The organism is Bacillus suaedaesalsae, from assembly GCF_016890225.1.
Classification (GTDB): Bacteria; Bacillota; Bacilli; order Bacillales; family SA4; genus Bacillus_BS; species Bacillus_BS suaedaesalsae.
Genome location: NZ_JAFELM010000031.1, coordinates 43,976 through 70,749 on the forward strand (window position 1 = coordinate 43,976; position 26,774 = coordinate 70,749).

21 protein-coding genes and 1 pseudogene are annotated in these 26,774 nt (G+C 36.5%); all 22 read right to left on the reverse strand.

Annotation, left to right across the window (positions count from 1 at the left end; all coding sequences use genetic code 11):
* Positions 1-76 precede the first annotated feature (76 nt).
* The gene (gene hfq, locus JR050_RS11875; RefSeq protein ID WP_204203717.1) at positions 77-307 is read right to left on the reverse strand and encodes an RNA chaperone Hfq; all 231 of its coding nucleotides are present in this window, start codon (positions 305-307) and stop codon (positions 77-79) included.
* A 41-nt stretch (positions 308-348) separates the two neighbouring features.
* On the reverse strand, positions 349-1,284 hold the full coding sequence (gene miaA / locus JR050_RS11880; RefSeq protein WP_204203954.1) for a tRNA (adenosine(37)-N6)-dimethylallyltransferase MiaA: 936 nt from the start codon (positions 1,282-1,284) through the stop codon (positions 349-351).
* 208 nt (positions 1,285-1,492) lie between these two features.
* Positions 1,493-3,355 (reverse strand): DNA mismatch repair endonuclease MutL, encoded by a 1,863-nt coding sequence (mutL, locus tag JR050_RS11885; RefSeq protein WP_204203718.1) that lies wholly within the window; start codon positions 3,353-3,355, stop codon positions 1,493-1,495.
* Between the two features lie 16 nt (positions 3,356-3,371).
* Entirely contained in the window at positions 3,372-5,951 is a 2,580-nt protein-coding gene (gene mutS / locus JR050_RS11890; RefSeq protein ID WP_204203955.1) for a DNA mismatch repair protein MutS, read from the reverse strand.
* Positions 5,952-6,622: 671 nt separating this feature from the next.
* Positions 6,623-7,162: an outer spore coat protein CotE gene (locus JR050_RS11895; RefSeq protein ID WP_204203719.1), complete on the reverse strand. Its 540-nt coding sequence runs from the start codon at positions 7,160-7,162 to the stop codon at positions 6,623-6,625.
* Between the two features lie 391 nt (positions 7,163-7,553).
* On the reverse strand, positions 7,554-8,000 hold the full coding sequence (locus JR050_RS11900) for a YlbF/YmcA family competence regulator (RefSeq protein WP_204203720.1): 447 nt from the start codon (positions 7,998-8,000) through the stop codon (positions 7,554-7,556).
* 1 nt (position 8,001) lies between these two features.
* On the reverse strand, positions 8,002-9,540 hold the full coding sequence (miaB, locus tag JR050_RS11905) for a tRNA (N6-isopentenyl adenosine(37)-C2)-methylthiotransferase MiaB (RefSeq protein ID WP_204203721.1): 1,539 nt from the start codon (positions 9,538-9,540) through the stop codon (positions 8,002-8,004).
* 338 nt (positions 9,541-9,878) lie between these two features.
* The gene (locus JR050_RS11910; protein WP_204203722.1) at positions 9,879-10,745 is read right to left on the reverse strand and encodes a 2-oxoacid:ferredoxin oxidoreductase subunit beta; all 867 of its coding nucleotides are present in this window, start codon (positions 10,743-10,745) and stop codon (positions 9,879-9,881) included.
* Positions 10,732-12,485 (reverse strand): annotated as a pseudogene (locus JR050_RS11915) (2-oxoacid:acceptor oxidoreductase subunit alpha). Before JR050_RS11915 ends, JR050_RS11910 begins: the two are co-directional and overlap by 14 nt.
* 349 nt (positions 12,486-12,834) lie before the next feature.
* On the reverse strand, positions 12,835-13,758 hold the full coding sequence (locus JR050_RS11920) for a membrane dipeptidase (RefSeq protein WP_204203724.1): 924 nt from the start codon (positions 13,756-13,758) through the stop codon (positions 12,835-12,837).
* Positions 13,759-13,894: 136 nt separating this feature from the next.
* On the reverse strand, positions 13,895-14,155 hold the full coding sequence (gene spoVS, locus JR050_RS11925) for a stage V sporulation protein SpoVS (protein WP_007202614.1): 261 nt from the start codon (positions 14,153-14,155) through the stop codon (positions 13,895-13,897).
* Positions 14,156-14,307: 152 nt separating this feature from the next.
* A complete protein-coding gene (locus tag JR050_RS11930) occupies positions 14,308-15,105 on the reverse strand; it encodes a TIGR00282 family metallophosphoesterase (protein WP_204203725.1) in 798 nt (265 codons plus the stop codon).
* 212 nt (positions 15,106-15,317) lie between these two features.
* The gene (rny, locus tag JR050_RS11935; protein WP_430392882.1) at positions 15,318-16,880 is read right to left on the reverse strand and encodes a ribonuclease Y; all 1,563 of its coding nucleotides are present in this window, start codon (positions 16,878-16,880) and stop codon (positions 15,318-15,320) included.
* A gap of 835 nt (positions 16,881-17,715) precedes the next feature.
* Positions 17,716-18,756 carry a recombinase RecA gene (gene recA, locus JR050_RS11940; RefSeq protein ID WP_204203727.1) on the reverse strand — a complete coding sequence of 347 codons (1,041 nt, stop codon included), beginning with the start codon at positions 18,754-18,756 and terminating at the stop codon, positions 17,716-17,718.
* Between the two features lie 177 nt (positions 18,757-18,933).
* Positions 18,934-20,175 carry a competence/damage-inducible protein A gene (locus tag JR050_RS11945; RefSeq protein ID WP_204203728.1) on the reverse strand — a complete coding sequence of 414 codons (1,242 nt, stop codon included), beginning with the start codon at positions 20,173-20,175 and terminating at the stop codon, positions 18,934-18,936.
* Positions 20,176-20,199: 24 nt separating this feature from the next.
* Positions 20,200-20,778: a CDP-diacylglycerol--glycerol-3-phosphate 3-phosphatidyltransferase gene (gene pgsA, locus JR050_RS11950; RefSeq protein ID WP_204203729.1), complete on the reverse strand. Its 579-nt coding sequence runs from the start codon at positions 20,776-20,778 to the stop codon at positions 20,200-20,202.
* Between the two features lie 78 nt (positions 20,779-20,856).
* A complete protein-coding gene (locus tag JR050_RS11955) occupies positions 20,857-21,804 on the reverse strand; it encodes a helix-turn-helix domain-containing protein (RefSeq protein ID WP_204203730.1) in 948 nt (315 codons plus the stop codon).
* Positions 21,805-21,852: 48 nt separating this feature from the next.
* Positions 21,853-22,644, reverse strand: a complete 792-nt coding sequence (locus JR050_RS11960; protein ID WP_204203731.1) for a DUF3388 domain-containing protein — start codon at positions 22,642-22,644, stop codon at positions 21,853-21,855.
* Positions 22,645-22,889: 245 nt separating this feature from the next.
* On the reverse strand, positions 22,890-23,147 hold the full coding sequence (locus JR050_RS11965) for a DUF3243 domain-containing protein (protein ID WP_149219152.1): 258 nt from the start codon (positions 23,145-23,147) through the stop codon (positions 22,890-22,892).
* Positions 23,148-23,225: 78 nt separating this feature from the next.
* Entirely contained in the window at positions 23,226-23,948 is a 723-nt protein-coding gene (gene ymfI, locus JR050_RS11970) for an elongation factor P 5-aminopentanone reductase (RefSeq protein ID WP_204203732.1), read from the reverse strand.
* Positions 23,949-24,036: 88 nt separating this feature from the next.
* Positions 24,037-25,317: an EF-P 5-aminopentanol modification-associated protein YfmH gene (yfmH, locus tag JR050_RS11975; RefSeq protein ID WP_204203733.1), complete on the reverse strand. Its 1,281-nt coding sequence runs from the start codon at positions 25,315-25,317 to the stop codon at positions 24,037-24,039.
* Positions 25,317-26,552, reverse strand: a complete 1,236-nt coding sequence (gene yfmF / locus JR050_RS11980; RefSeq protein WP_430392883.1) for an EF-P 5-aminopentanol modification-associated protein YfmF — start codon at positions 26,550-26,552, stop codon at positions 25,317-25,319. Before yfmF ends, yfmH begins: the two co-directional genes overlap by 1 nt.
* Positions 26,553-26,774 lie beyond the last annotated feature (222 nt).

A 26,774-nucleotide genomic window follows, 5' to 3' on the forward strand; every position in this document is an offset into this window, starting at 1 on the left:
ACCTCGTCATAGACGAGGCAATTTTAAGATGAATATGAAATTATTGTTAAGACTTAGCTTGCTGCAAACAAAACGATTATTGTTGTTCTAATTCTAGGTGAACATTCTTTTGTGGAACAAATGTTGAAATTGCGTGCTTATAAATTAATTGTTGTTTTCCATCAGATTCTAATAAAACTGTAAAGTTATCAAAGCCTTTGATTAACCCTCTTAGCTGGAACCCATTAAGTAAATACACGGTTACAAAGGAATTATCCTTACGTAGTTGGTTTAAGAATTGATCTTGAATATTAATTGGTTGCTTCATAGTAAGTCCTCCTCATTTCTCTATACTGTTTATTTCGATTTTTATTGTTGCTTTCCTGCTATATATTGAATAATTTCTTTTAACTTTTTCTCATAATCGAGATTTGTCATATCAAACCATGTAACATCCATCTTATTTCTGAACCAAGTTAATTGACGTTTCGCATATCTTCTTGAATTTCTCTTTAATAATTCGATTGCATCTTCTAACGAAACTTGACCGTCTAAGTAATTGTAAATTTCCTTATAACCAATTGCTTGGATGGACTGCACGTTTCGTAAATTTTGATCATGTAGGGCTTTTACTTCTTCAATAAGGCCGTTCTTCATCATGTGATCGACACGAGCATTAATTCGATCATATAATTTCTCACGTTCCATCATTAATCCAATCAACGTTGTATCATAAAGAAGCTCATCTTCGATTTGTTCCTCTTGGTTTTGTGACATCGTTTGGCCAGTTGTTAAGAAGACTTCTAAAGCACGAATCACACGACGATGGTTATTCGGATGAATTTTTCCAGCACTCGAAGGGTCAATTTGACGTAGCCTTTCATAAATCGATTCAATGCCATGCTCTTCTAGTTCCTTTTCAAGCTTCATACGGACGGATTCATTTGAACCTTGCTCCGAAAATTGATAATCATAAATGACAGATTGTATGTATAACCCTGTTCCTCCAACGATGATTGGTAGTTTGTTACGACTTGTAATTTCTGAAATAAGCGCCCTTACATTTACCTGGAATTCCGCAACTGAATAAGATTCAACTGGGTCTTTAATATCGATTAAATGGTGTGGAACTCCTTCCATTTCATCAGTTGTGATCTTCGCTGTACCAATATCCATTGTTCGATAAATTTGCATCGAATCACCACTGATGATTTCACCATCGAAATGCTTAGCAAGGTCAATGCTTAACTTCGTCTTTCCGACAGCAGTCGGTCCGATTATTACTAGTAACTTCTCTTTATTCATACTTACTTCGTTCCCTCGTTCCTTATACAAGATAACTTTTCTCTTATCATACCATAAGAATCTTTTAGTCAAGATGCTCAAAACGCCGAAGTAAATAGAATATAGCAACATCAAACTATTATTCCCATTATTTTCATTTCCATTCCAATATTTTTCACTATATTTAAGTTTTGGCAAAAGAAAAAAGCTGCATTTCGCAGCCTTTCCTTTACATCACTCGCTTAAATAGTTTTTCCATTTCATACGTTGAGAAATGTACGATAATTGGTCTTCCATGAGGGCAAGTAAAAGGGTCTTCACTTTTCCGAAGTGTTTCGAGCAACGTGAACATGTCTGTATTTTGTAAAAAATGATTCGCCTTTATCGACCCTTTACAACTCATCATGATTGCAGATTCTTCACGCAGTTTCTTAATGTCTACTTTTTTTAACGTAATGACTTGTTGAATAATTTCTTCAATAATCTCTACTTCGTATCCTTGAGGAAACCAGTTTGGATGGGATCTTACGATATAACTTTGACCTCCAAAATCTTCTAAGAAAATCCCTACTTCATTTAATAAGTTTTTATGTTCTTCGATGATCAAGTACTCTTGATGAGAATATTCTAATGTTATGGGAACAAGTAGTTCTTGTACTTCTCTTGTGATTTGTCCTACCTTTTCCCTGAAATATTCATATTTTACCCGCTCTTGTGCCGCATGCTGATCAATGATATATAAACCATTTTCATTTTGTGCCAATATATAAGTGCCGTGCATTTGTCCGATTGGATATAAAGGTGGAATTCGTTCTGTAATTGGAAGCTCTTGTTCAACTTCTTCCAAAACTGGTATTTCTTCTTCTTTAAACGATTCTTCTGGCAGTTCCTCTTCAAAGGTTGAGACCCATTGTGAAGCAGGTACTTCCAGCATCCGTTCAGTTTGAACAGAATGAGTACTAAAAGCTCCCTCTTTAATAGGTTGTGTTTCAGGCACATAATTTTCTCTAACTTGTACATTTGGGACATCATGAGTAAAGGTGAACGATTCTTGGACTGAATCATTCCTCCTGATGCTCCTTGGTATATCCACAGATGGAATAAGCTGTCTGTCTTTAAAAGCTGATTTAATTCCCTCTTTGATTAATTGATGCAGCTCTGCCTCTTTGCTAATTCGAACTTCTAGTTTGGCAGGGTGAACGTTTACATCGACTAATAATGGATCCATGTCAATTTGCAGCAATACTATTGGATAACGACCAATTGGTAATAACGTGTGGTACCCTTCTTGAATCGCTTTTGAGATTGGTATGTTTTTAATAAAACGTCCATTCACAATAATAGACATATAGTTTCTTGAAGCTCTTGTAATTTCAGGTAACGATATATACCCGCTGACCTTAAAGTCTAGTGATTCTAGATTAATTGGAATTAGCTTTTTTGCAATTGAGATACCATAGATCGAAGCTAATACCTGAAGAACGTCACCGTTACCATTTGTGTAAAACACACGTTTTCCATTATGACTTAACTTAAAAGAAATGTGAGGATAGGCTAGTGCCATTCGATTTAAGGTATCTGTAATATTCCCGAGCTCAGTATGAATGGTTTTCATATACTTCAATCGAGCTGGTGTGTTAAAAAATAAATTTTGAACGGTAATCTCTGTCCCTTTTCGACTATTGGTACTTTCATGCTTAATCATTACTCCGCCTCTTAAAGAAAGTAATGTCCCTGGACCGTCTCCAGTTGACGTTTTGATTTCTATTTCTGAAACAGACGCAATACTCGGCAATGCTTCTCCTCTAAACCCTAAAGTACGAATACGAAAAAGGTCATTTTCATCTTTAATTTTACTCGTTGCATGTCGTTCAAAAGCAACTAAACAGTCATCCTCTTGAATTCCATGCCCATTGTCAATGATACGTATTTTCGCTAAGCCCGCTTCTTCTACTTCGATTTCAATGACAGTACTTCCCGCATCTACTGCGTTTTCAACTAATTCTTTCACAACAGAGGCAGGACGCTCTACGACTTCCCCTGCAGCAATTTTGTTGGAGAGTGCATCATCTAGCTTTCTAATAATCCCCACTAGTTCTCCCCCTTTACTACTTCAGTTTCTTTTGGATTTCATAGAGCTGATTCATTGCATCCATTGGTGTAAGCTCCATGATTTGAATTCCTTTTAATAGTTTTACTACTTCTTTTTCTTGATCTGTCAATGTAGATTCTCGTTTCACCTTACGTTCTTCTTGAGTGAAGAACGATAACTGTTCTATCTCTTTTACTTGTTCAATCATAGGTGTGGATTCGTTTTTATTTTCAAACTCTGTTAATAGTTGTTGTGCTCTTGTAATAAGAGAATCAGGCAATTCCGCAAGTTGTGCTACATGAATACCATAACTCTTATCAGCTGCTCCTTCTTGGACTTTATGAAGGAAGACAACCTTACCATTTTGCTCTACAGCACGAACGTGTACATTGTTTAAATGTTTTAGTTCTCCTCCAAGGGCAGTTAATTCATGATAGTGAGTGGAGAATAATGTTTTTGCCCCAATATGTTCATGTATATATTCAATAATCGCCTGAGCAAGAGCCATTCCATCATACGTGGACGTTCCTCTTCCAATCTCATCAAATAAAATTAAGCTGTTTTCTGTAGCGTTTGCAATTGCATTTTTTGCCTCCAACATTTCAACCATGAATGTACTTTGGCCAGAAATAAGGTCATCCGCTGCCCCGATTCTCGTGAACACTTGGTCGAAAATTGGTAGAGTCGCTTCATCCGCTGCAACAAAGCAACCGATTTGAGCCATAATTGCAGTTAATGCAACTTGTCTCATATACGTACTTTTTCCAGACATGTTCGGTCCTGTTATTAATAACAATTGTCTTTCGTCATTCATGAAGCAATCATTTGCTACATACAGTCTAGCATCCATCATTTTCTCTACTACTGGATGTCTTCCGTTTTTTACATGTAGGACATTTTCGCTTGAAATAGTAGGTTTTACGAAATGACATTCTTCACTTACTTTCGCAAAAGATTGGAGAACATCAATTTCGGATATGATTTTGGCTAGAGCTTGCAATCTAGGAATATATTCTTTTACCTGCTCTCGAACTTGTAAGAACAAATCGTACTCTAGTTGTACAATTTTCTCTTCTGCTTCTAGGATAAGAGATTCTTTTTCCTTTAACTCAGGGGTAATATAGCGTTCAGCATTCGCTAACGTTTGCTTTCTTTCATAGCGCCCTTCACTTAATAGCCCAATATTTGCCTTTGTAACCTCAATATAATAACCGAATACACGGTTATAGCCTATTTTTAATGTCCTAATTCCTGTTAGCTCACGTTCCTGCTGTTCAAGCTGTGCAATCCACGTTTTTCCGTTTCTGCTCGCATCACGATATTGATCTAGTTGTTCGTTGTAGCCGTCTTGGATCATATCTCCATCTTTTACACTTAGAGGTGGGTTTTCCTTTAACGATGTTTGGAGCAGGTCTAATAAATCTTCACATGCATCAACCTTGCTTGATAGTTCTTCTGCATATGGTAAACGCAACTGTGCAATGATAGATTGTATGTTTGGAACTTGCTCTAGCGATCTTCTTAGCTGAACTAAATCACGCGCATTTACATTTCCATATGCAACTCTTCCAGCTAATCGTTCTATATCATACACTTCTTTAAGTTTCTCTCTTAATTCCTCTCTCTCGAAGTACTGAGATTGCAAAATCTCTACCATATCATGACGTTTCTTAATTTGATCCGCATTAATTAGAGGACGGTCAATCCATGACTTTAGCATACGCCCACCCATAGCAGTCATCGTTTCATCAAGTAGCCATAGCAAAGAGCCTTTTTTCCCTTTTGAGCGAATAGTTTCTGTTAGCTCAAGATTTCTTTTTGAATATACATCAATTTTCATAAATTGATGAACTTGGTAATATTCAACCCTTTGAAGGTGGTCTAAAGTTCTTTTTTGTGTGCGTTTTAAGTAATGAAGCAATCTTGAAACGGTTTGTTTAAGCTTGTCCTTTTCAATGTTTTCCAGTAATTCATTTGCCTCTATTGGAGCCGTTGTGTCATCTTCAAATGAAACAGTCACAAAACAGCGTTCACGTAATTGTTTTTCTTTTTCCTCATCAATGGATGTTGCTGAAACCACTTCTTTTGTACCCGTCGATAATATTTCTCCAAGCACATCTTCCCAAGAGTTTAAAAGCGTTACGTGTAATTCACCTGTAGATAAATCATTATAGGAAAAGCCGTAAATCCCGTCTGGAAACACAGTAAAGGATGCGATATAGTTATTTTGCTTATCGTCCAGTCCACGACCTTCCATTAACGTTCCAGGTGTAATTAATTGAACGACCTCGCGTTTAACAACACCTTTTGCTTGCTTTGGATCTTCTGTTTGTTCACATATGGCAACTTTGTAGCCCTTTTCCACTAATTGTTCTATATAATTACGAGCAGCATGATACGGAACTCCGCACATTGGAATGCGGTCCTCCGTTCCACCTTCTCTACTTGTTAATGTAATTTCTAATTCTTGCGACGCTTTAACTGCATCATCGAAAAACATTTCATAAAAATCGCCTAAACGAAAAAATAAAAAGGCATCCTGATACTCTGCCTTAACCTTTAAATATTGTTGTATCATTGGCGTATACTGTGCAATGGCCATGTTAAACCTCCAAAACTTATCAATCAAATCTTTCATTCTATTATAGCATATTCTCTTTTCTAGTTACGGTAACTTCGATTAGAAAAAGTTGGTTGGAGGAAATAGTAAAATTTGAAGGAACTATTTGAGGAATTATAGGAATTTATCATTTCTTTTAGCTATTTTCGTATAGGTTGTTGCTTTTTCAATAGGCTCTTTTCACAAAGATTGTTGCTATTTGGATAGCGCTGTTAAAACATACAGTTGATTGGAGCGGAAGGCACTCGACTCCTGCGGGAGATAGAGGGAATCGTGAGACCCCGCAGGCGAAGCCGAAGGAGGCTCACGTCCCTCCCCGCGGAAAGCGTGTGCCTGAAGCGGAAATCAACGGACCTAAAATAAATTCTTTTTTTGTAAAAATAGCAACAAAGTATGCGAAAACAGCCTTTCAATATAACCTAATTTCTCTAACATATGAAGCGAAAGACACTTTACTCCTGTGGGAAATAGTGAAAAGATCTATGGCCCCATAGGCGACATCGAGGCGATAGATTTTTTTCATAATAGTGAAAATAATCTCCTATTTATCCCAACGGAAAGCAAGTGTTTAGAGCAGAATGGAACGACATTTTATCTAGCCAAAAAACAACAAAAAAAACTAGGAAGTAGGACTCCCTAGTTATGGATTACTCTTCATCGCCTAATATGAAATCTGGATTTAGATCTTCGAAATCTTCTTCCTCAACATCGCAATCCCAATCTGATTCGTCACATGCGTCAGGACTTACATGTACACAAACTTTTGTTTCTCCAATTACTTCAACAAGGAATTCTCTTTCCACTTGAACAACTACTTTGTTTCCGTTAGGAGAAATTGTTGCTTCTAGACAATTTGGATGCTGAACTACTCTTGCAATTACTTCATGATCATCACCAAAGAAGTTTTCATCGCGATAGCGTAGCTTTACTACATCCTTGTATGATACTGTTTCCGTGACAACTTCTGTCTTTGTATTGTCGTTGTAAGAGTACCAAGTGTTAATATCATATTTACCTTCTACTTCGACTACATCTCCGCATTTTTCTGCATCATATACGTGGTTGATGACCCAGCACCCTAAAATGCTTGTTGGTCTATGCGAAGGTGAAATCGTATGTGTGGACTGTGTGAATTTCTTTCCTTTTCCAACGACAGCCTTTGTAATAATCTCTCTGTATTGGGACATAAGAACAAACCCTCCTCAATTCAATCTTCATTTCATCCTATGCGTGACAAATGACTAGTGTGCTACAATTTTTCTAAGAAAAAGAAAAAAGTTCTTAATCGAGCGTAATTAGGCGGTATAGTTCATTCTATGCACAGTAGCCCAGATATGTACCTAAAAACTGTGATAAGTGAATATTTTATTTGTAGGACAACACATTTCGGATGCAGGAAGTGAAATAAAGAAATACATATCGCTTGTCTACATAATGATTAGAAAGACTAAGCTATCACCAAGTCCTTGGACGCTGGTGATAGCTTAGTCTTTTTTATGCTTATCAGAATTATGGATATAAATGCTGATAAGCTAATAAAAAAGACGTGGACTCATCCACGTCTTCCTTCATGTTCTATTAATGACAGCCGCAACCGTCTCCACAGCTACCGCCTGACCCATTTACTTTAGAACCAGTTTCGCCTCTTAATAAATCTCCACCAGTTGATTCAATAATTTCATCTGTTACTGTGTTTGAAATTGTTGATGCAACTAGCTGCAATAAATCGTTTACATCTAATTGAGAAGTTTTAAAGTCTTGAACAACTGGAATGTTATCTAAATCATCTTGAAGTGCATCAATTTTCTCTTCAACCTTCTTTAGAGCTTCTGTCTTTCCATAATGCTGATAGTTAACTGCTTGTTTTTGAAGTGCTTTAATTTGAGAAATCATTTCTTGCACTTTTTGATTTCGGTTAATAAGCTCTTCTGCACGTTTAAATAAATCCACTTCTTCTGTTTCTGCAATCATTTTTGCTAAATCTTTTGCACGATTAATTATTTCTGTTCTTGAATATGTTGTCATCTCAGTTCACCTCAACCGTTTCCTCTACCATTTCACCATCTAGTGTCCATGTTTTTGCTTTGATTACTTTTACTTTCACGATCTTACCAATCGATGATTTAGGACCTTTAAAGTTAACAAGCTTACTTTTCTCCGTATAGCCTGCTAAAACTTCGGGATTGTTTTTGCTTTCACCTTCAACAAGTACTTCAACAACTTTTCCTTCGTACTCTTTTAATTTCTTCGCAGAAATCTCGTTTACAAGGCTATTTAAGCGTTGTAGACGCTCTTTTTTGACTTCCATTGGAATGTTATCTTCCATTTTCGCCGCTGGAGTGCCTTCTCGTGGAGAATAGATGAACGTGTAGGCTGAATCAAACTCTACTTCACGATATAAAGAAAGTGTATCTTCAAATTGTTCATCTGTTTCATTTGGGAATCCAACAATTATATCTGTCGTTAAAGAAGCATTAGGCATTGCTTCTTTAATTTTACCTACAAGCTCAAGGTAATGCTCACGTGAATATTTTCGAGCCATTAGCTTTAATATTTCCGAGCTTCCTGATTGAACAGGTAAGTGAATGTGGTCTAACAAGTTTCCACCCTTACCTAACACTTCAATTAAGCGATCATCAAAGTCTCTTGGATGGCTCGTTGTAAAACGGATACGCGGAATATCAATTTTACGTAGCTCGTCCATTAAGTCACCTAGTCCATACGTCAAATCTTCAAAATCTTTACCGTACGCGTTTACGTTTTGACCAAGAAGAGTAATTTCTTGGTAGCCAAGAGAGGCTAAATGTCGTACTTCACGTATGATATCTTCAGGACGACGACTTCTTTCCTTCCCACGCGTATAAGGAACGATACAATACGTACAGAACTTATCGCAGCCGTACATAATGTTTACCCAGCCCTTAATACTTCCTTTACGTACCTTTGGGAGGTTTTCAATAACGTCTCCTTCTTTAGACCAAACTTCTACAACCATTTCCTTAGACATATAGGCTTCATTTAAAATTTGTGGCAGTCGGTGAATGTTGTGAGTTCCGAAGATCATATCAACGAAATGGTGCTTTTGAAGAATTCTGTTCACAACAGATTCCTCTTGAGACATACATCCACAAACCCCAATTAATAAATCTGGTTTTTCCATTTTTAGCGGCTTTAAGTGACCAAGTTCACCAAAAACCTTATCTTCTGCATTTTCACGGATTGCGCATGTATTCAGTAAAATAACATCAGCTTCATCACGATTATCAGTTGGCTCGTATCCTAATTGAATAAAAATACCTGCCATAACCTCTGTATCGTGCTCGTTCATTTGACATCCATACGTACGAATATAAAACTTACGTCCATTTCCCATACTTAGTAATTCTTCTGGAATACCAAAGTCAGAGTGATACTTTACTTCTTCTTTTCCACGCTTTTTCGCTTCCTTTAATGAAGGCGGAATATATACAGTTTCAAAGTACTTGCTATAGTCCTTGTCGGATTTTTTGTCCGATGAATCTTTTGCTTGTACTTGACTCGTTTCGAGACGTTGTTTTTCGTTCATTAACATGACTCCTTCCAAATTACTGTACCTATTTTCATCTTCTCTCTAGGCTTTGTTGACTTGTTTTAAAGGCAATCGCCATCTACAACAAAACACCAGTAGCTACCACTTCGTACATAAATTAGCCTATTCAATAATAAATGAATAAAAAATATCACACATTACCATAGTATATAGGTTTAGCTTATTTTAGACAATGAAAATCAGGATTTGTAGAAAATTGTACATCTTTTTAGTATAAAATGCGAATAAAAGTGTTTGAGGTTCATTGTTTATCTCTTTCATGATTCAAACTGATAAAAAAGCCATTTCTCACTGTGGAGAAATGGCTTTTTATATTACATGAATTCTGCTACAAGATCGTTAAACTGATCCTCAGACAAATCAAGATCTGATTTTGATAGTGGTTGTTCACTGTAACCAGAAATCAATTCTTGGTATGACTTTTGCTCAACATTTTGATAAATAAGACCTGTTACAAGACCTTTATTTTCCATTAATGTTTGCATTGCTACTAACTTGTTGTTGTGGTCATATCCTTCGATATCACTTAACTTAGTTAGGTTTTCTTTGAACCAATCATAAGTGTTCACCTTGTTGTATGTTACACAAGGACTGAATACGTTGATTAAAGAGAAACCTTTATGGTTAATACCTGCTTCGATTAAAGCAGTTAACTCTTTTAAGTCTGTTGAGAAACTTTGAGCAACGAACGTAGCACCAGCAGTCAATGCCATTTCCATTACAGAAAGAGCAGATTCAACTGAACCTTGTGGTGTACTCTTCGTCTTAAAGCCTACATCACTACGAGGTGATGTTTGACCTTTTGTTAAACCGTAGATTTGGTTATCCATTACAATATACGTAACATCAATGTTACGACGAATTGCATGTATTGTATGACCTAGACCGATTGCGAATCCATCTCCGTCACCACCAGAAGCGATAACAGTTAAGTCTTTATTTGCCATTTTCACACCTTGTGCAATTGGCAGAGAACGACCGTGAATTCCATGGAAGCCGTAAGCATTAATGTATCCAGAAATACGACCAGAACATCCGATACCTGAAACAACAGCTAAGTCATCTGGCTCTAACCCTACATTTGCAGCCGCACGTTGAATTGCCGCTTGAACTGAGAAATCTCCACAACCAGGGCACCAGTTTGGCTTTACAGAGTTACGAAAATCTTTAAATGTTGCCATTTTTTATAACATCTCCTTACTTCTGTTGTGAACTTCTTTAGGTAGGAATGGATCACCGTTATATTTTAATAGAGATGAAATCTTTTCACCGTAACCAACGTTCATTTTCATAATGTTTGCTAATTGACCAGTTGCATTATTCTCAACAACAACAACCTTTTTAGCAGACTTTACTAATGGAAGAATTTCTTCCGTTGGGAATGGGTGTAGTAAACGTACATGTGCATGGTTTACTTTGATTCCGTCATTTTCTAAACGACCCATCGCTTCTTCAATCGCCCCACGAGTAGAGTTAAAACCTACAAGAAGTAAATCAGCTTCTTCATGTGTTGCATTTACATGAACAGGAGTGTTGAATTTAATGTTATCTAGCTTACGCATACGCTTATCCATTTGATCATCACGGTTCGAAGTTGACTCTGATGGTCTACCTGTTTGATCATGTTCTACACCAGTTACGTGGTGAATTCCATGCTTCATACCAGGGATTACACGAGGTGATACCCCATCTTCTGTCACTTCGTAACGCTTAAAGTATTCTTTGTTTTCGATTTCTGGCAGTTCTCCAGTTTGAAGCTTACCACGACGAATTTCAATCTTATCATACTCTAACGGTTCAACTGTTTGCTTCCCTAATGATAATTGAAGGTCAGTTAAAAGGATTACAGGTACTTGATATTCTTCTGCAATGTTAAATGCATCGATAATATCATAGAATGCTTCTTGAACTGTACTTGGTGCCATTACCACTTTTGGAATTTCACCATGTGTACCATAAATCATCGCCATTAAGTCAGATTGCTCTTGCTTCGTAGGTAATCCAGTTGAAGGACCTCCACGTTGCGTATCAACAATTACTAATGGTTGCTCTGTAATACCAGATAACCCGATTGCTTCCATCATTAAAGATAAACCAGGACCAGCAGAAGCTGTTAATGCACGAACACCAGCGTAGTTCGCACCGATTGCCATTGTACATGCTGCAATCTCATCTTCTGTTTGGATAACAGTTCCACCGAACTTAGGAAGTTTTTTAATTAAATACTCCATAATTTCTGATGCTGGTGTAATAGGATATGCCGGCATGAAGCGAGCTCCACCTGCTAAAGCACCCATAGCGATTGCATCGTTACCAATTAGGAATAGACGTTTTTTGCCATCAGCTTTTTCAAGCTTCATTGTTTGCATGTTGTCACCAGCTTGGCTCGTAACAAATTCAAATCCTTTTTGAATGGCTTCCATATTCTTATCAACGATTTGTTGACCCTTACGTCCAAAGATTTCTTGAACTACTTCTTTGAAGACATTAATGTCAAGATCCATAACTGCACTACTTGCACCAATCGCAACCATGTTCTTCATTAAAGAAGTACCTAGTTCTGTTGCAATTTCAGTGAATGGAACTGAATATAGCGTTACTGTTGAACTATCAGGAATAGTCGGCTCGAATTTTGCATCTGCAATAACAATCCCACCATCACGTAATTCATGGAAGTTCACATCAATTGTTTCTTGGTCAAATGCTACTAAAATATCAAGATCATCAGAAATTGAACGAACTTGAGTCGTGCTTACACGAATTTTATTGTTAGTATGACCACCTTTAATACGAGAAGAGAAATGGCGATACCCGTATAAATAATAACCTAAACGATTTAATGCAATTGAGAAGATTTCACCTGTACTTTCAATACCTTCCCCTTGCTGTCCTCCAACTTTCCATGAAAGTTGATTGATCATGTGTACTACACCCCTTTGGATTCCGTTACTTCTATCAAATTATAGTATTAGAGATGTTCAAAAAGTCCAAGCCACACTTACGTTTTATAGATAAGAGTATCTTTTGTCACTTATAAGAAGTCGCCAACATGCAAAAGATTTTGCCTTTTATCACAACTGGCAACTTTTTGAACACACTTTTAGTTTAGCACTTTATTAATAGATACTCTAAATAAAAGCCCTAATTAATTATGTACTAAACGCTTACAATTCTAGACCTAACCTTTAAAAAAAGCAACCCTTTGACGTCAATTATTGACGAAAATATGAATATTTTTTTTATTTTTTGTAATAATTATTTTTTTACTGATTATTCAGGAAGATGATTCAAAAAATTCTGGTAAATAAATTTCTCAACTTGTACACTACTATAATGTTTCAAAAGCACTTCTATCAACGTTTCATATTTAGAATAATTCTCTAACCCCACCACAGTGCTTGATATTCCATCAAAATCTGAACCAAAGCCTACATTATTTTCTCCACCCAGTGCGCAAATATATTCAAGATGATTTAAAACATCTTTAATGGTTGCTTGTTCTTTTTCAGATAAAAAATACGGAACGAAATTTATTCCTATCATGCTATCTTTTTCAATTAAGGCCTTTATTTGATCGTCTGCTAAATTTCGAGGGTGGTTACAGAGTGATATCGAGTTAGAATGAGATGCAATGGGATATTCCGCTAGTTCTAACACATCCCAAAATCCTTTAACTGATAGATGTGAAACATCTGTCCATACTTTGAATCGGTTATTCTCTTCCACAACCTTCCTTCCAAATAACGATAATCCAGCTCCACGCGGCTCTAATATTCCGTCTGCAACAGCATTGCTATAATTCCATGTTAAGCCTACTGATTTAACTCCTAGATGAAATAACGTTCTTAATCTAGTGAGACTCGTGCCAATGGCATCGCAACCCTCTAAAGCCAGCATTACGCCAATGTCATCATCACCTAGCTTCTCAATATCTTTTTTTGTTTTTACTTGTTTCACTTCTTTATGAACACTCAATACTTTTTCGTGAAAAAGATTTACCATTTCTAAGGCAACTTCAAAACGGTTCTCATAATTCACCTCTTCTGGAATATAAAGTGCCATTAACTGTACCTTACCTTGTCCTTCTTTTAGACGATTTAAATTAGTATGTAGCTGTGGATCGTTCTCGAAGTCTAGATTTGGATTCATCCAAAGTTTATACAAAACATCACAATGAGCATCGAATACCTTCACTTTTACTCCTCCTGTTTTAGAAGCTACTTTTTAAACTCTCCCTACCCTTTTAACCTATAATACTAATTGCATAAAAGAAAACCTGCTCGCATTGAAGCAAACAGGTTGAATGTATGAAAATCAATAAAGATAAGCATTATCTTGGTTCAACAATTAATTTAATTGCCGTACGCTCTTCGCCATCAATCATAATATCTGTAAAAGCAGGGATGCAAATAAGATCTACTCCACTTGGAGCTACAAATCCTCTTGCAATCGCAACCGCCTTCACCGCTTGGTTAAGCGCCCCAGCACCGATTGCTTGGATTTCTGCGCCACCACGTTCTCTTAGAACACCTGCTAGGGCACCAGCTACAGAATTTGGATTAGATTTTGCTGAAACCTTTAAAATTTCCATTTCTAGTTCCTCCTTGTACATTTCAGTAAATGATGTAAGTTCAATAGAACAGTTAGTAAAATATCATTCCACTGATACTATATTCACGAGGAACTTCGTGTATTCCTGCTTGTTTAATGTAATTTTTCTAAAAATTCTAAATAAGGGGAAGTTTAAGAGAAAAACGGATGGTCATCATTAATTAATAGACGTGAAATTGATTTAGCCATCCCTGTTTTAGGGTCTAAATCTATTATTACACCGTTTAATTGGTTTCTTCCTTCTTTCACCACTTCAAACCGAACTGGTAACTCGGTTAAAAACTTTTTTAATACTGCTTCTTTTTCTACCCCTAATATCCCATCATATGGTCCTGTCATACCCACATCCGTTACATAGGCAGTTCCTTTGGATAGAATACGTTCATCAGCTGTCTGCACATGTGTGTGTGTACCAACTACTGCTGACACACGACCATCTAAGTACCATCCCATCGCTTGCTTTTCACTTGTTGCTTCTGCATGAAAGTCAACGAAGATAAATGGTGTACGCTTTCTCGCTTGCTCAACAAGCTCATCTGCTTTTCTAAAGGGACAATCAATTGCAGGTAAGAACGTTCTACCTTGTAGATTAATAACTGCAACCTCTGTTCCATTTACTTGCAAATATACTATGCCTACCCCAGGATTACCTTCAGGAAAATTAGCAGGTCTTACTAAATATTTTGCTTCGTCAATAAACTCAAATACTTCTTTGTTATGCCACGAATGGTTTCCAAGTGTAACGGCCCCTGCACCCCATTCTAAAAATTGTCGATAAATTTTCCCCGTTATCCCTTTACCGCCTGCCGCATTTTCACCGTTAATTATGGAAATCGTCGGTTTATATTTTGCCTTCAATTGTGGTAAGTATTGCTGGACCATTTCTCTTCCTGGGGAACTTACAACGTCACCTATAAATAATATTCTCATAATTGTAATTCCTTTCCTTGCTCTACTATGTAATCTACCTTAATAATATGTACGACACCCTTACTAATAATGACTTAATTAAAGAAACTGTGTAAAACAATAATGTTGATTTCTGCGATGTCCACGCTTTTCAGTCGATGACACCTTCCACTACATTCACATTGTACTTTAATTCAGCAAATAAAAAAATAAAGCGACGAATAATCGCCGCCTTATTTTGCATATTCCACAGCTCTCGTTTCACGAATAACTGTTACTTTAATATGTCCTGGATAATCCAGTTCTTCTTCAATACGCTTTCGAATGTCTCTTGCTAAGCGATGAGCATGTACATCATCAACCGTATCTGGTTTTACTAATATACGTACTTCACGTCCAGCTTGTATTGCAAATGACTTCTCCACACCTTCATAGGATTCAGAAATCTCTTCAAGCTTTTCTAAGCGACGAATATAATTCTCCAACGTTTCGCTTCTTGCACCAGGTCTTGCCGCTGATAATGCATCGGCTGCAGCAACTAAAACTGCAATAATTGACTTTGGCTCTGTATCACCATGGTGGGAAGCTATACTGTTAATAACAACTGGATGCTCTTTATACTTAGTAGCAAGTTCTACCCCAATTTCAACGTGGCTACCTTCTACCTCATGGTCAATTGCCTTACCGATATCGTGAAGTAAACCAGCACGACGAGCTAGCATTTCGTCTTCACCTAATTCAGCAGCCATTAAACCAGAAAGATAAGCAACTTCCATTGAATGCTTGAGAACGTTTTGACCGTAGCTTGTACGGAATTTTAAGCGACCTAGAATCTTAATTAAGTCCGGATGTAGTCCATGAACGCCAACTTCAAATGTAGTTTGTTCGCCCACTTCACGTATATATTCATCCACTTCACGTCTGGATTTTTCTACCATTTCTTCAATACGTGCTGGGTGAATACGTCCATCTTGAACTAACTTATCCAGGGCAATACGCGCAGTTTCACGACGGATTGGATCAAATCCTGATAAAATAACAGCCTCTGGTGTGTCGTCAATGATGAGATCAATACCTGTTAACGTTTCAAGTGTACGAATATTACGACCCTCTCTACCGATGATACGACCTTTCATCTCATCATTTGGTAAGTTTACAACGGAGACAGTCGTTTCAGCAACATGATCAGCCGCACATCGTTGAATCGCAAGAGAAAGGATTTCCTTTGCCTTCTTGTCAGATTCTTCTTTTGCACGATTTTCACTTTCTTTAATCATCATTGCAATTTCGTGATTTAATTCATTCTCTAATTTTTCAATGATAATATTCTTAGCTTCTTCGCGAGTTAAGCTAGAGATGCGTTCAAGCTCAGTTTGCTGCTTCTTTATCATCTCTTCCACTTTGCTTTCCATCTCTTCAATTTGCTGTTGTTTTTGGACAAGCGATTGTTCTTTCTTTTCTTGCATCGATTCACGATTGTTTAACGTATCATCTTTACGATCAAGATTCTCTTCTCTTTGCAATAATCGATTTTCCTGCTTTTGAAGTTCGTTTCTACGATTACGAATTTCTTGTTCAGCGTCAGTACGAAGAGTGTGAATCTCATCCTTCGCCTCTAACAATGCTTCTTTCTTTAACGCATCGGCTTCACGTTTTGCATCCTCGACGATTTGCTCTGCGGAGCCTCTTGCTCCTACAATTTTCGCTTCTGCAATAGATTTTCGAACAAAATATCCAACAACTGCACTAATGATCGCGGTTAGCAAAATGGAGATGATAGTAGCGATAGTATTCATCATTTCACCTCCATTGCTTTAGAGATGTTCAAACGATCGAGAATATAGCCCATCTATGCGTTGGTTACTTCACTGATATTAATCAGTAATGTGCGTATCGTTTCATGTACCCCTCATAAGAACAAGGTGACTTAAAGATTACGACCTATAACATTATTAGCTAATAACCTCGTATTTGAACAAACTCTTATAATAGTTGAATACTATAATCGGCTAGCACATGACATACCAATTATATAATTCGAGTTTCGTTCAATAGTAGCTAACAAATGAATAAGCAAATAGCATGCTGTTAAATGGTGCTACTCAGTAGTAGATGCTCATTTGTTTTTTTGAACATTGGGTTTCAAATTGCGTAATTTCGCATCTTACAATTTTAATAAGATATAAAAATATACATTTTTATTGTATAGTTGGAAAAATTTATTGTCAAGGGTTGTCCCAATTCTCTGAGAATAAGAAATTTCTTTCTCTTTTTAGCTTAGTCAAGTATGACTATACCAAGGTTTTATTATACAAAAGGGGCTGTTAAAACAATAACGTTTAATGGAAGACACTCACCGGATACCACGGACGTCGGTGAGTCCCGCAGGATTCTCGCACCTTCGATAACAATCAACATATAGCCAAATTCTGTACTTTAACAGTTCTATACGAACAAAAAGTTCAGGGCCCCGCGTTTAGATTCGGGCATAGCAAATATCCAGGAGGGGCTTGGTGCTGGAGCTAGATTAAGAATACATCAATACATAAGATAGAATTTTAAACTTTTCTTAAACTGAAAAAAAGGAGCATTAAGCTCCTTTTCTTTCATTATCACGTTTATAGTCGAAGCCTATTCGTCCAATAAGTCGAATATTTCATCTTTATTTTCTTCTACTGTATTCACTTCATCAAGTTTGTAGTGATCACGGATTTTTTGTTGGACTTCTAAACGAATTTCAGCATTTTCTTTTAAGAATTGCTTTGCATTTTCACGCCCTTGGCCAAGACGCTCTTCATTATATGAATACCATGCTCCACTCTTTAGAATAATATCAAGGTCGGAAGCCATATCTACTATTTCTCCAACTCTTGAAATTCCTTCTCCATACATGATATCTACTTCAGCAACGCGGAAAGGAGGAGCTACTTTATTTTTTACAACTTTAATTTTTGTCTTATTACCTACAATGTCATTTCCTTGCTTTAATGCTTCAGCACGACGAACTTCTAATCGAACAGATGAGTAGAACTTTAACGCACGACCACCTGGAGTTGTCTCTGGGTTTCCGAACATAACCCCAACTTTTTCACGAATTTGGTTGATGAAAATCGCGATTGTATTGGATTTGTTAATTGCACCTGAAAGTTTACGTAATGCTTGTGACATTAGACGAGCTTGAAGACCAACGTGTGAATCTCCCATCTCCCCTTCAATCTCAGCCTTTGGCACAAGTGCTGCTACTGAGTCAATTACAAGAATATCAACGGCACCACTACGAACTAATGCTTCAGCGATTTCTAATGCTTGTTCTCCAGTGTCAGGTTGTGAAAGTAATAATTCATCTATGTTAACACCAAGCTTTTGTGCGTATACTGGATCCAGTGCATGTTCAGCATCGATAAACGCAGCTTGTCCACCTTTTTGTTGAACTTCTGCGATTGCATGAAGAGCAACAGTCGTCTTACCAGAAGATTCAGGACCATAAATTTCGATAATACGTCCTCTTGGATATCCTCCAACTCCTAATGCAACATCCAAAGCTAATGAACCACTAGGAATAGTTGAGATTCTACGATCTGTTTGTTCACCAAGCTTCATAATGGAGCCTTTACCAAATTGCTTTTCTATTTGTTTTAATGCCATTTCTAACGCGGCCTGACGATTATTCACCATATTTCCTCCCTTAACTATGAAACTATTATCTACTATACCCTTTTTTTCGTCATTTGCCAAGTAAAAAGTAGAACACTTATTCGGTTATTTTATTTGGTAAATATAAAGGAAAATTCCATTTCCTTGTGAGAGAAATGGAATTTTCCTTTAACTTTATAGTGATTAAATTATTTTTTATTGATTTAAAATTTCTTTTATTAAATACTGACATCCATATTTAACAGAGCGCTCTCTTATATTTTCACGGCTACCAGCTAACGATAACGGATATATTTTCACATTATCATTAGGAAGTGCAATGCCAATATAAACAGTACCAACAGGTTTTCCTTCAGAAGTGTCTGGTCCCGCTACTCCTGTAAAGCTAATCCCAATGTCTGTATTCATCAGCCTTTTCACATTTAAAGCAAGCTCGCTAGCACATTGCTCGCTAATCGCCCCATCGTTTTCAAGAGTAGCTTTTGAAACATGTAAGATAGAACGTTTTGATTCATTCGAATAGCAAACCACTCCACCTTGAACAACACTTGAAGCACCTTTAATTGCAGTTAAATACTGAGAAAACAAACCTCCCGTTAAACTCTCTGCACTAGAAATAGTTAGTTTCTTTTCCTTTAAAACTTTCATTGCTTCATTAGGCAGAGTTGTATCATTATAACCAAAGAAAAACTGACCAACACGTTCTTGGATTAGTTTTTCAACTACATCCAGAAGAGTTGTTGCCCTTTCTACCGTTGAATGTTTTGCAGTTAATCGGAGTGTTACTTCATTTTCTCCAGCTAAAGGTGCAATGGTTGGATTCGTCTGTGAATCTATTAAATCTGCTATATCTGTCTCTAATTGTGATTCTCCAATTCCGAAAAAGCGAAGAACACGAGATTCAATTACTTCGATAATTTTCATTTCCTGTAGAATGGCTTGTCTGCCAAACTCAAGAAACATTGGCTGCATCTCTTTTGGAGGTCCTGGTAACAGCATATAGTTCATTTCTTTTATAGAAAGGAACATACCCGGTGCCATTCCATTTTTGTTTGGCAAGACGATAGAACCTTCTAAAACGAGTGCTTGTTTTTTATTATTTTCAGACATCGCTCTGTTTACTTTACGATAATAATCCTCAATCGATTCTAGCGCTTCTTGATCCATACGTAATTTTTTCTCAAGCACTGAAGCGATTGTTTCTTTCGTTAAGTCATCCTTTGTAGGACCAAGACCGCCGGTGAAGATTAATAAGTCGGCACGAGTTTGTGCAACGTTTATGGCTTTTTTTAGGCGATCCGGGTTATCTCCCACAACCGTGTGATAATACACATTTACCCCGATTTCAGCGAACTGCTTGGATAGGAATTGAGCATTTGTATTTGCTATTTGTCCGAGTAATAATTCAGAGCCAACTGCAATAATCTCTGCATTCATGAACAATACCTCGCTTTAGCTACATTATTTCGATCTTAAAAGAGCATCTTTGTTTTTCACAAAATAATCCCATCCAGAGTAAATAGTGAAAATAACAGCAATCCATAGCGAGATCATCGCAAACGGAATATTCACCAATTCAAATGGCAGGTTATGTAGTAATAGTGCTGAAACTGCAATAATTTGAGCCCACGTTTTAATTTTCCCTAGCATATTTGCAGCCACTACTTCTCCTTCACCTGCTAACACCAGGCGAAGTCCTGTTACAGCAAATTCTCTACTAATGATAACAATAACCATCCAAGCAGGAGCTAATTGCAATTCAACCAATGTAATAAGTGCAGCTGAAACAAGTAACTTATCTGCTAGTGGATCTAAAAATTTCCCTAAATTCGTTACTAGATTAAGTTTTCTTGCATAATAACCATCTATCCAATCTGTACAAGATGCAATTATAAATATAATAGCACCTACTAGGTGTGTAACTGGTAGGCTATAATCTCCTACTTGTAAGTCTCCCCATGAAAATGGCACGAGCATGACAATTAAAAACAACGGAATTAAAAAAATACGTGAGATTGTGATTTTGTTAGGTAAATTCATATATGTATGCCTCCTTACTTCCATTTTGCCACAAAACATGAAAATAAGCCCACAATTTTAGTGGGCGTTTTTCAAAAATTATTGGGCAGCTTCCTTTTGGAAGTTTATGGTGATATTTTGAACGCTTTTTGGTTCCTTTGGAATTTCCACTACTTGACCATTAACTTTTATTGTTGCAGTTTCTGCATAGCCAAGTCTAATAACAGCTACTTCTTCATTTGTAAAATCATAAGATGTTACATTCGGAATATCATCCGTTTCCTTATTATTTAACAAAGCACTGTAGAACTTTTTGTTCTTTCCGTTTTTCAAGTCTAGCCATGTTTCAGTTGTTGTAGAAACTTCTACAACAAATTTATCTGTATTCGATAAAGTATAGGTTGAGTTTTTACCTGTTGATTGAACTAAATGAATCTGTTGAGTGAATTGAACTTCATCCTCAGCATTAACCTGATCTTCATCAGCCTCTTCTCCAGTAGATGCTACTTGATCAGTATCATCTTCCTGTTTTTCCTTTTCTTTATCTTCCTTCTCTTCTTTTGCAGCAGTCTTTAATGGATCGTTATTATTCTTTTCAATTTCAGAAGATTGTGTCTCTGTTTTAGGCGATTCTTGCACTTGATTATTTTGAGAATTTTGCAATAATGTCCATACTGTTATGGCAATACCAATAATAACAACAGCTACTAACACTTTGGGAAAAATTTGAAATACTTTCGATGTTGAAGCATTCACTTCATCTCTTGTCCGCTTTACTCTTGAAAGATGTTCTGGAATTGCTTCCTTTTGAGTACTAGGAATTTCGTGCTTATATTCCTCAAAGATCATTTCAGGATCTAGACCCACTGCTTCTGCATATTGTTTCACAAATGCACGAGCATAAAATACACCTGGTAAAGCATCAAAATTTCCTTCTTCAACATTCTGTAAGTACCTTTTTTGAATTTTGGTGATATTTTGGAGTTCCTCTAGTGAAAGATTCTTCTCTGTTCTCGCCTCTTTAAGACGTTGTCCTACTTCAGTCAATGATTACACCTACCATCTAAATTGCTTTTTTAACTATAATTATACATATTAAAAATCAAAGGTTGAAAATGATGCATCACTGGGCATTTGTTGTTGTTCTACTACTTCATACGTTATTTCTTCATCGGGATCATTTCGAAGCTCAATAATATAGTCAAAATCATCTAACGTATATTCTGTTTCACGAACAAATATATCTGGGTGTTCAACTACTTTTGTTGCAGGTAGTCTCATAATTTCCCTAACCAGTTGCCAGTGTCGTTCATTAGCTCTTCGTGTTGAGACAATTCCATCAATGATGAATAAGTTTTCTTCGTTATACTCATCCTCGATAAGCTGACTTCTAATTGTTTGTTTTAATAAAGTAGAAGATACAAATAACCACTTCTTATTTGCACATACACTAGCTGCTACGACAGATTCTGTCTTCCCAACTCGTGGCATCCCTCGTATTCCGACTAGCTTATGACCTTCTTTCTTATACAATTCAGCCATAAAATCAACGAGCAAACCAAGTTCATCTCTTACAAAGCGAAATGTCTTTTTATCGTCAGCATCTCTTTGGATATATCTTCCGTGTCTAACAGCCAGGCGATCACGAAGTTTAGGCTCCCTAAGCTTTGTAACGGTTATATTATCCATTGTTCGTAAAATTGATTCAAGTCTGAGGATTTGTTCCTCATTATCCGATAAAAGCAGCATACCTCTTCTCATATCTTCAACACCATTAATGGTCACAATATTAATGGAAAGCATGCCAAGCAATGAAGAGATGTCACCTAACAGTCCAGGTCGGTTAATATGTATTTCATATTCTAAATACCATTCCTTCTTCCCCACGTAGGCATCCACCTTTCATATCATAATTTCCTCACACATCTTAACTATAATATGAAAGCCTATACCTCCATATTAGCCAAAATGTTCCTTTGTAAGTCTATAATAAAGCATTTTATTTTAATATGAAAGTCTGGTAGGGAACAATTTACGACATCTACAGCTTTTTTACATGTATTTTATCATTGATGTCCATTTCTCGTACCTATTTTGAAGAAAATAAAAAAAAGAGGGGAAATTCCCTCTTTTTAGCGAGTACCATCATTTTGTACTAATTTTAACATCATATTCGCAATTGCATGTTGTTCTTCAGGAGTTGCAACGCTCCAAAGGTCAGCAAGAACTTTTTCTTGCTCATTTTTTGGGTCTACTTGCTTAGCTAAGTATCCACCAATTTGATAAGCGAGATCATTAATTGTGCTTTGTTCCATACCTTCGTTTTGAGCATGGTGTAAGCGATCACCTAAAAAGTCTTTCCATTGTTCCCAGTTATCTAAAACAGACATAAAGTTCCCTCCTTAAGATTGGTACAGAGTTATTTTGTCTGTTTCAAAAAAAATTATACAACATGCTAAACTATGCTGCTATGTATACCATGCTCCGTTGACTGAAACAATGTGCCCATTTATATAAGATGCCTGATCTGATAAGAGAAATGTAACTACGTTAGCTACTTCGTTTGGATATCCCATTCTTCCCATCGGGATATCTTGTTCTAATAACATTTTATCTTCTTCCCCTAGATGTTGAAGCATGTTCGTATTAATTGCTCCTGGAGCTATTCCATTCACTCGAATATTTGAAGGTGCTACTTCTTTTGCTAATGCTTTTACAAACGTATTTTGACCGCCTTTTAGCATTGAGTATAGAACTTCACAGGATGCTCCAACTTCGCCCCAAATAGAAGTGATTAAGACGATATTTCCAGCTTTCATTTTAACCATTGACGGTAGAAGTGACTGGGTTAGCAAAAATGGACTTGTACAGTGGAGCTGCACCATTTCTATAACTTCCCCTTCAGTCATATCGGTCATTAAACCGTAATAGCTATTTCCACTATTTAAGATGACATCATCAATCGGATCATGAATTTGAGACAAAAGTTTTTGAACACCATCTGGCTTTGATAAATCTGCTCCTACAAGTGTGATTCTTTCGTTACCAAATTCATTGGCTATTTCCTCTAGGTGTTTTATATTCCTGTGATAATGCAAATACAATTTATATCCTTGGTTGAGTAATTGAAAAGCAATTGCTTTTCCGATTCCACCACTAGCTCCCGTTAATAAGGCAGTTTTACTGTTCATTTATTTATTACCTCTTTTACTATAATCTCCTCAAACGAAAAAAGAGAGGACATTTGTATTGTCCTTCTCTTCTTCAACTATTGTCAAGTTACTTAGGAACAACTTGACATACCGTCATTCTTTCTTCAGCAATTAGATCTTTTGCACTCTTTTCAATATCCGTTATCGTTAGCGACTCTAACACTTTCACGACGTCAAACATGTTCATCTCATTAAACGAATATCTCGTGAATTGATTTGCAATATATTCAGGGGAGTTCAATGCGCGTAGGAATGAACCAATCTTCTTTTTCTTTACTCTTTCTAAATACTCTTCAGAAATTGTACCACTATAATTTAAAAGCATCTTAGAAAGGGTATCGGCTAACTCATCGGGTTTCATTGTATCTCCACCCACTAATCCAAAGCCAAACTCGTACTCTTCTGTATAGTCATAAGCAAAGCTTTCATCAATAAGACCTGATTGATATAGTTGTTCATAATTTTTCGAGCTTTTTCCAAACAACATATCTAATAATACATTTGTCGCAAGTTCATTACGTAATAATTCTTCACCTGATTTACCTGCATTCTTTACCTTAAGACCTACTAAGCATTTGGATGATTGTACTGACATTTTCAGGATAGTTTTCTTTTCAGCCACAGATTCTTGCTCATCATCGAAAAAGCGCTGGATTTCTTGTTGTTTCGTAAAATCCTTTTTCGCTTGGTTATCACGAATTTGTTTCATGATTTGCTCAGGGTTAACTGGACCAACGACAAATAAAAGCATATTACTTGGGTGGTAGAACGTTTCATAACATGTATAAAGCATATCCTTTGTAATTTTTGCAATAGAGTCAATTGTTCCGGCGATATCAATTGCGACAGGATGATTTTTAAACATATTTTGAATAAGTCCGAAATACAATCTCCAGTCTGCATTATCATCGTACATTGTAATTTCCTGTCCGATAATTCCTTTTTCCTTTTCGACTGTTTTCTCCGTGAAATATGGTTCTTGAACAAAATCTACTAACGTTTCAAGATTCAATTCTACATTCGAAGTACTCGAGAACAAGTATGCTGTTCTTGTAAAAGATGTAAATGCGTTCGCTGAAGCTCCTTGCTTACTGAATTGTTGAAAGACATCTCCGTCTTCTTTTTCGAATAACTTATGTTCTAGAAAGTGAGCGATTCCATCAGGTACATGGACTTGCTCATCTTTACCTGGCAGATTGAATCGATTATCAATGGATCCGTACTTCGTAGTAAATGTCGCATATGTTTTGTTAAAGCCTTCTTTCGGAAGAATATATACCTTTAATCCATTTTCCATCGTCTCATAGTATAGCTCTTCCTTTAGTTGTTCAAAAATCACCTTTTCCATTACGCCTCCCCCTTTCCTTTTAAGAAGTAGATCGTATCTAGTTCAATCTTTTCAGCCGCTTTTACGATATCCTCTTTTGTAACGCTATCGATTTGTTGTAAGTATACATCAACTGGATATGATTTTTTGGCCATTGCATCATTATATAACACCTCAATTAACCCTCTTGAAGTATCAATGGTTTCAAGTATTTGATTTTTAATTACAGCCTTTGTTTGTTCAATTTCCTTGTCAGTGAAGTCACCTTTTTTCATCGCATCCATTTGTTCTTTAATAATCGTCACGGCTTGTTCATAGTTTTTTGCATCTACTCCTGACATCACCATGAGCAGACCTTTGTGGCTTTCAACTCGTGAAGCTGCATAATAAGCAAGGCTTGCTTTTTCCCTTACATTTATAAATAACTTTGAATGAGAAAATGCACCATATATACCATTCATTACTTGCAATGCAAAGTAATCAGCATCATCATACGTAATGTTAGTTCGATAACCTGCATTTAACTTTCCTTGTTTTACGTCTTGTTCTTCAATCACTTCATTTTCTTTCTCGATTGAATGATGATTATCTGCAATTGTGATTGGATTACGCTCTTTCAATTGGAACATACTTGAAACCTTGTCTGTTAATGAATCACTATCTATATCTCCAACAACATATAAATCAACTCGATCTTCTGCTAATGCTTTTTTATAATAAGCATACAATGATTCTGCCGTTATTGACTCCACATCTTCTTTTATCCCATTTACATGAAGGGAGTATGGTTCATTTTTACACATTTCCTCAACTAAACGTAGACTTGCATATCGCATCTTATCATCAAATACGGATTGAATTCGTTGAACTAAAGATCTTTTTTCTTGTTCAACAATCGAAGAAACAAATGAATTTCCTTCCGTTGCCGGGCGAAGTAATACGTCAGCCAAGAGACCAAGTGCTTGTTCTAAGAGTGGAGTTTGATCTGATAAATAGTTTTCGTTCGCTACTTCAATACGTATCGTTATAATATGGTACTCACCTTTTTTGGATAAATCCACTTGCAACGACGCTCCATAAAGCTCATCCAAATACGTACGTAATGCTGAAGTTGTTGGATATTTATCGGTCGCACTTTGTAACACATACGGCAATAACGCCCGTTTTGTTACATCTTCTTTCGCTAGAGGAGCTCTCATTTTTAAAACAATGCTATTTGTTTTGTATTTTTTTGTATCTACAACGTGAACTGTCATTCCTTTAATCACTTCTGATTTTTCTTTATCAAGCTTCACCTTCATTACCTCCTTTTGGTAGGTTCGCCTACAGAATAGTGTTTCTTTTTCTACGTAAATTTAAACTATAACCACTATATCGATAAAAAGGAATTTTTTACAAGTGAAAGGATTTAGTGAATCATAACTTAAACAATACTCATCGACAGGTCATCCTATTCTCAAAATGAAAAAGAAAAAACC

Excerpts from the sequence above, each read along its gene's own strand:
- JR050_RS11910 (WP_204203722.1), bottom strand. The coding sequence starts at position 10,745 with ATGGCAACATTTAAAGATTTTCGTAACTCTGTAAAGCCAAACTGGTGC.
- rny (WP_430392882.1), bottom strand. The coding sequence starts at position 16,880 with ATGAATACTATCGCTACTATCATCTCCATTTTGCTAACCGCGATCATT.
- ymfI (WP_204203732.1), bottom strand. The coding sequence starts at position 23,948 with ATGAACAGTAAAACTGCCTTATTAACGGGAGCTAGTGGTGGAATCGGA.
- JR050_RS11930 (WP_204203725.1), bottom strand. The coding sequence starts at position 15,105 with ATGAGAATATTATTTATAGGTGACGTTGTAAGTTCCCCAGGAAGAGAA.
- miaB (WP_204203721.1), bottom strand. The coding sequence starts at position 9,540 with ATGAACGAAAAACAACGTCTCGAAACGAGTCAAGTACAAGCAAAAGAT.
- hfq (WP_204203717.1), bottom strand. The coding sequence starts at position 307 with ATGAAGCAACCAATTAATATTCAAGATCAATTCTTAAACCAACTACGT.
- JR050_RS11900 (WP_204203720.1), bottom strand. The coding sequence starts at position 8,000 with ATGACAACATATTCAAGAACAGAAATAATTAATCGTGCAAAAGATTTA.
- pgsA (WP_204203729.1), bottom strand. The coding sequence starts at position 20,778 with ATGAATTTACCTAACAAAATCACAATCTCACGTATTTTTTTAATTCCG.
- yfmH (WP_204203733.1), bottom strand. The coding sequence starts at position 25,317 with ATGGAAAAGGTGATTTTTGAACAACTAAAGGAAGAGCTATACTATGAG.
- yfmF (WP_430392883.1), bottom strand. The coding sequence starts at position 26,552 with ATGACAGTTCACGTTGTAGATACAAAAAAATACAAAACAAATAGCATT.
- spoVS (WP_007202614.1), bottom strand. The coding sequence starts at position 14,155 with ATGGAAATTTTAAAGGTTTCAGCAAAATCTAATCCAAATTCTGTAGCT.
- JR050_RS11945 (WP_204203728.1), bottom strand. The coding sequence starts at position 20,175 with ATGAATGCAGAGATTATTGCAGTTGGCTCTGAATTATTACTCGGACAA.
- JR050_RS11895 (WP_204203719.1), bottom strand. The coding sequence starts at position 7,162 with ATGTCCCAATACAGAGAGATTATTACAAAGGCTGTCGTTGGAAAAGGA.
- miaA (WP_204203954.1), bottom strand. The coding sequence starts at position 1,284 with ATGAATAAAGAGAAGTTACTAGTAATAATCGGACCGACTGCTGTCGGA.
- JR050_RS11965 (WP_149219152.1), bottom strand. The coding sequence starts at position 23,147 with ATGTCTGTTTTAGATAACTGGGAACAATGGAAAGACTTTTTAGGTGAT.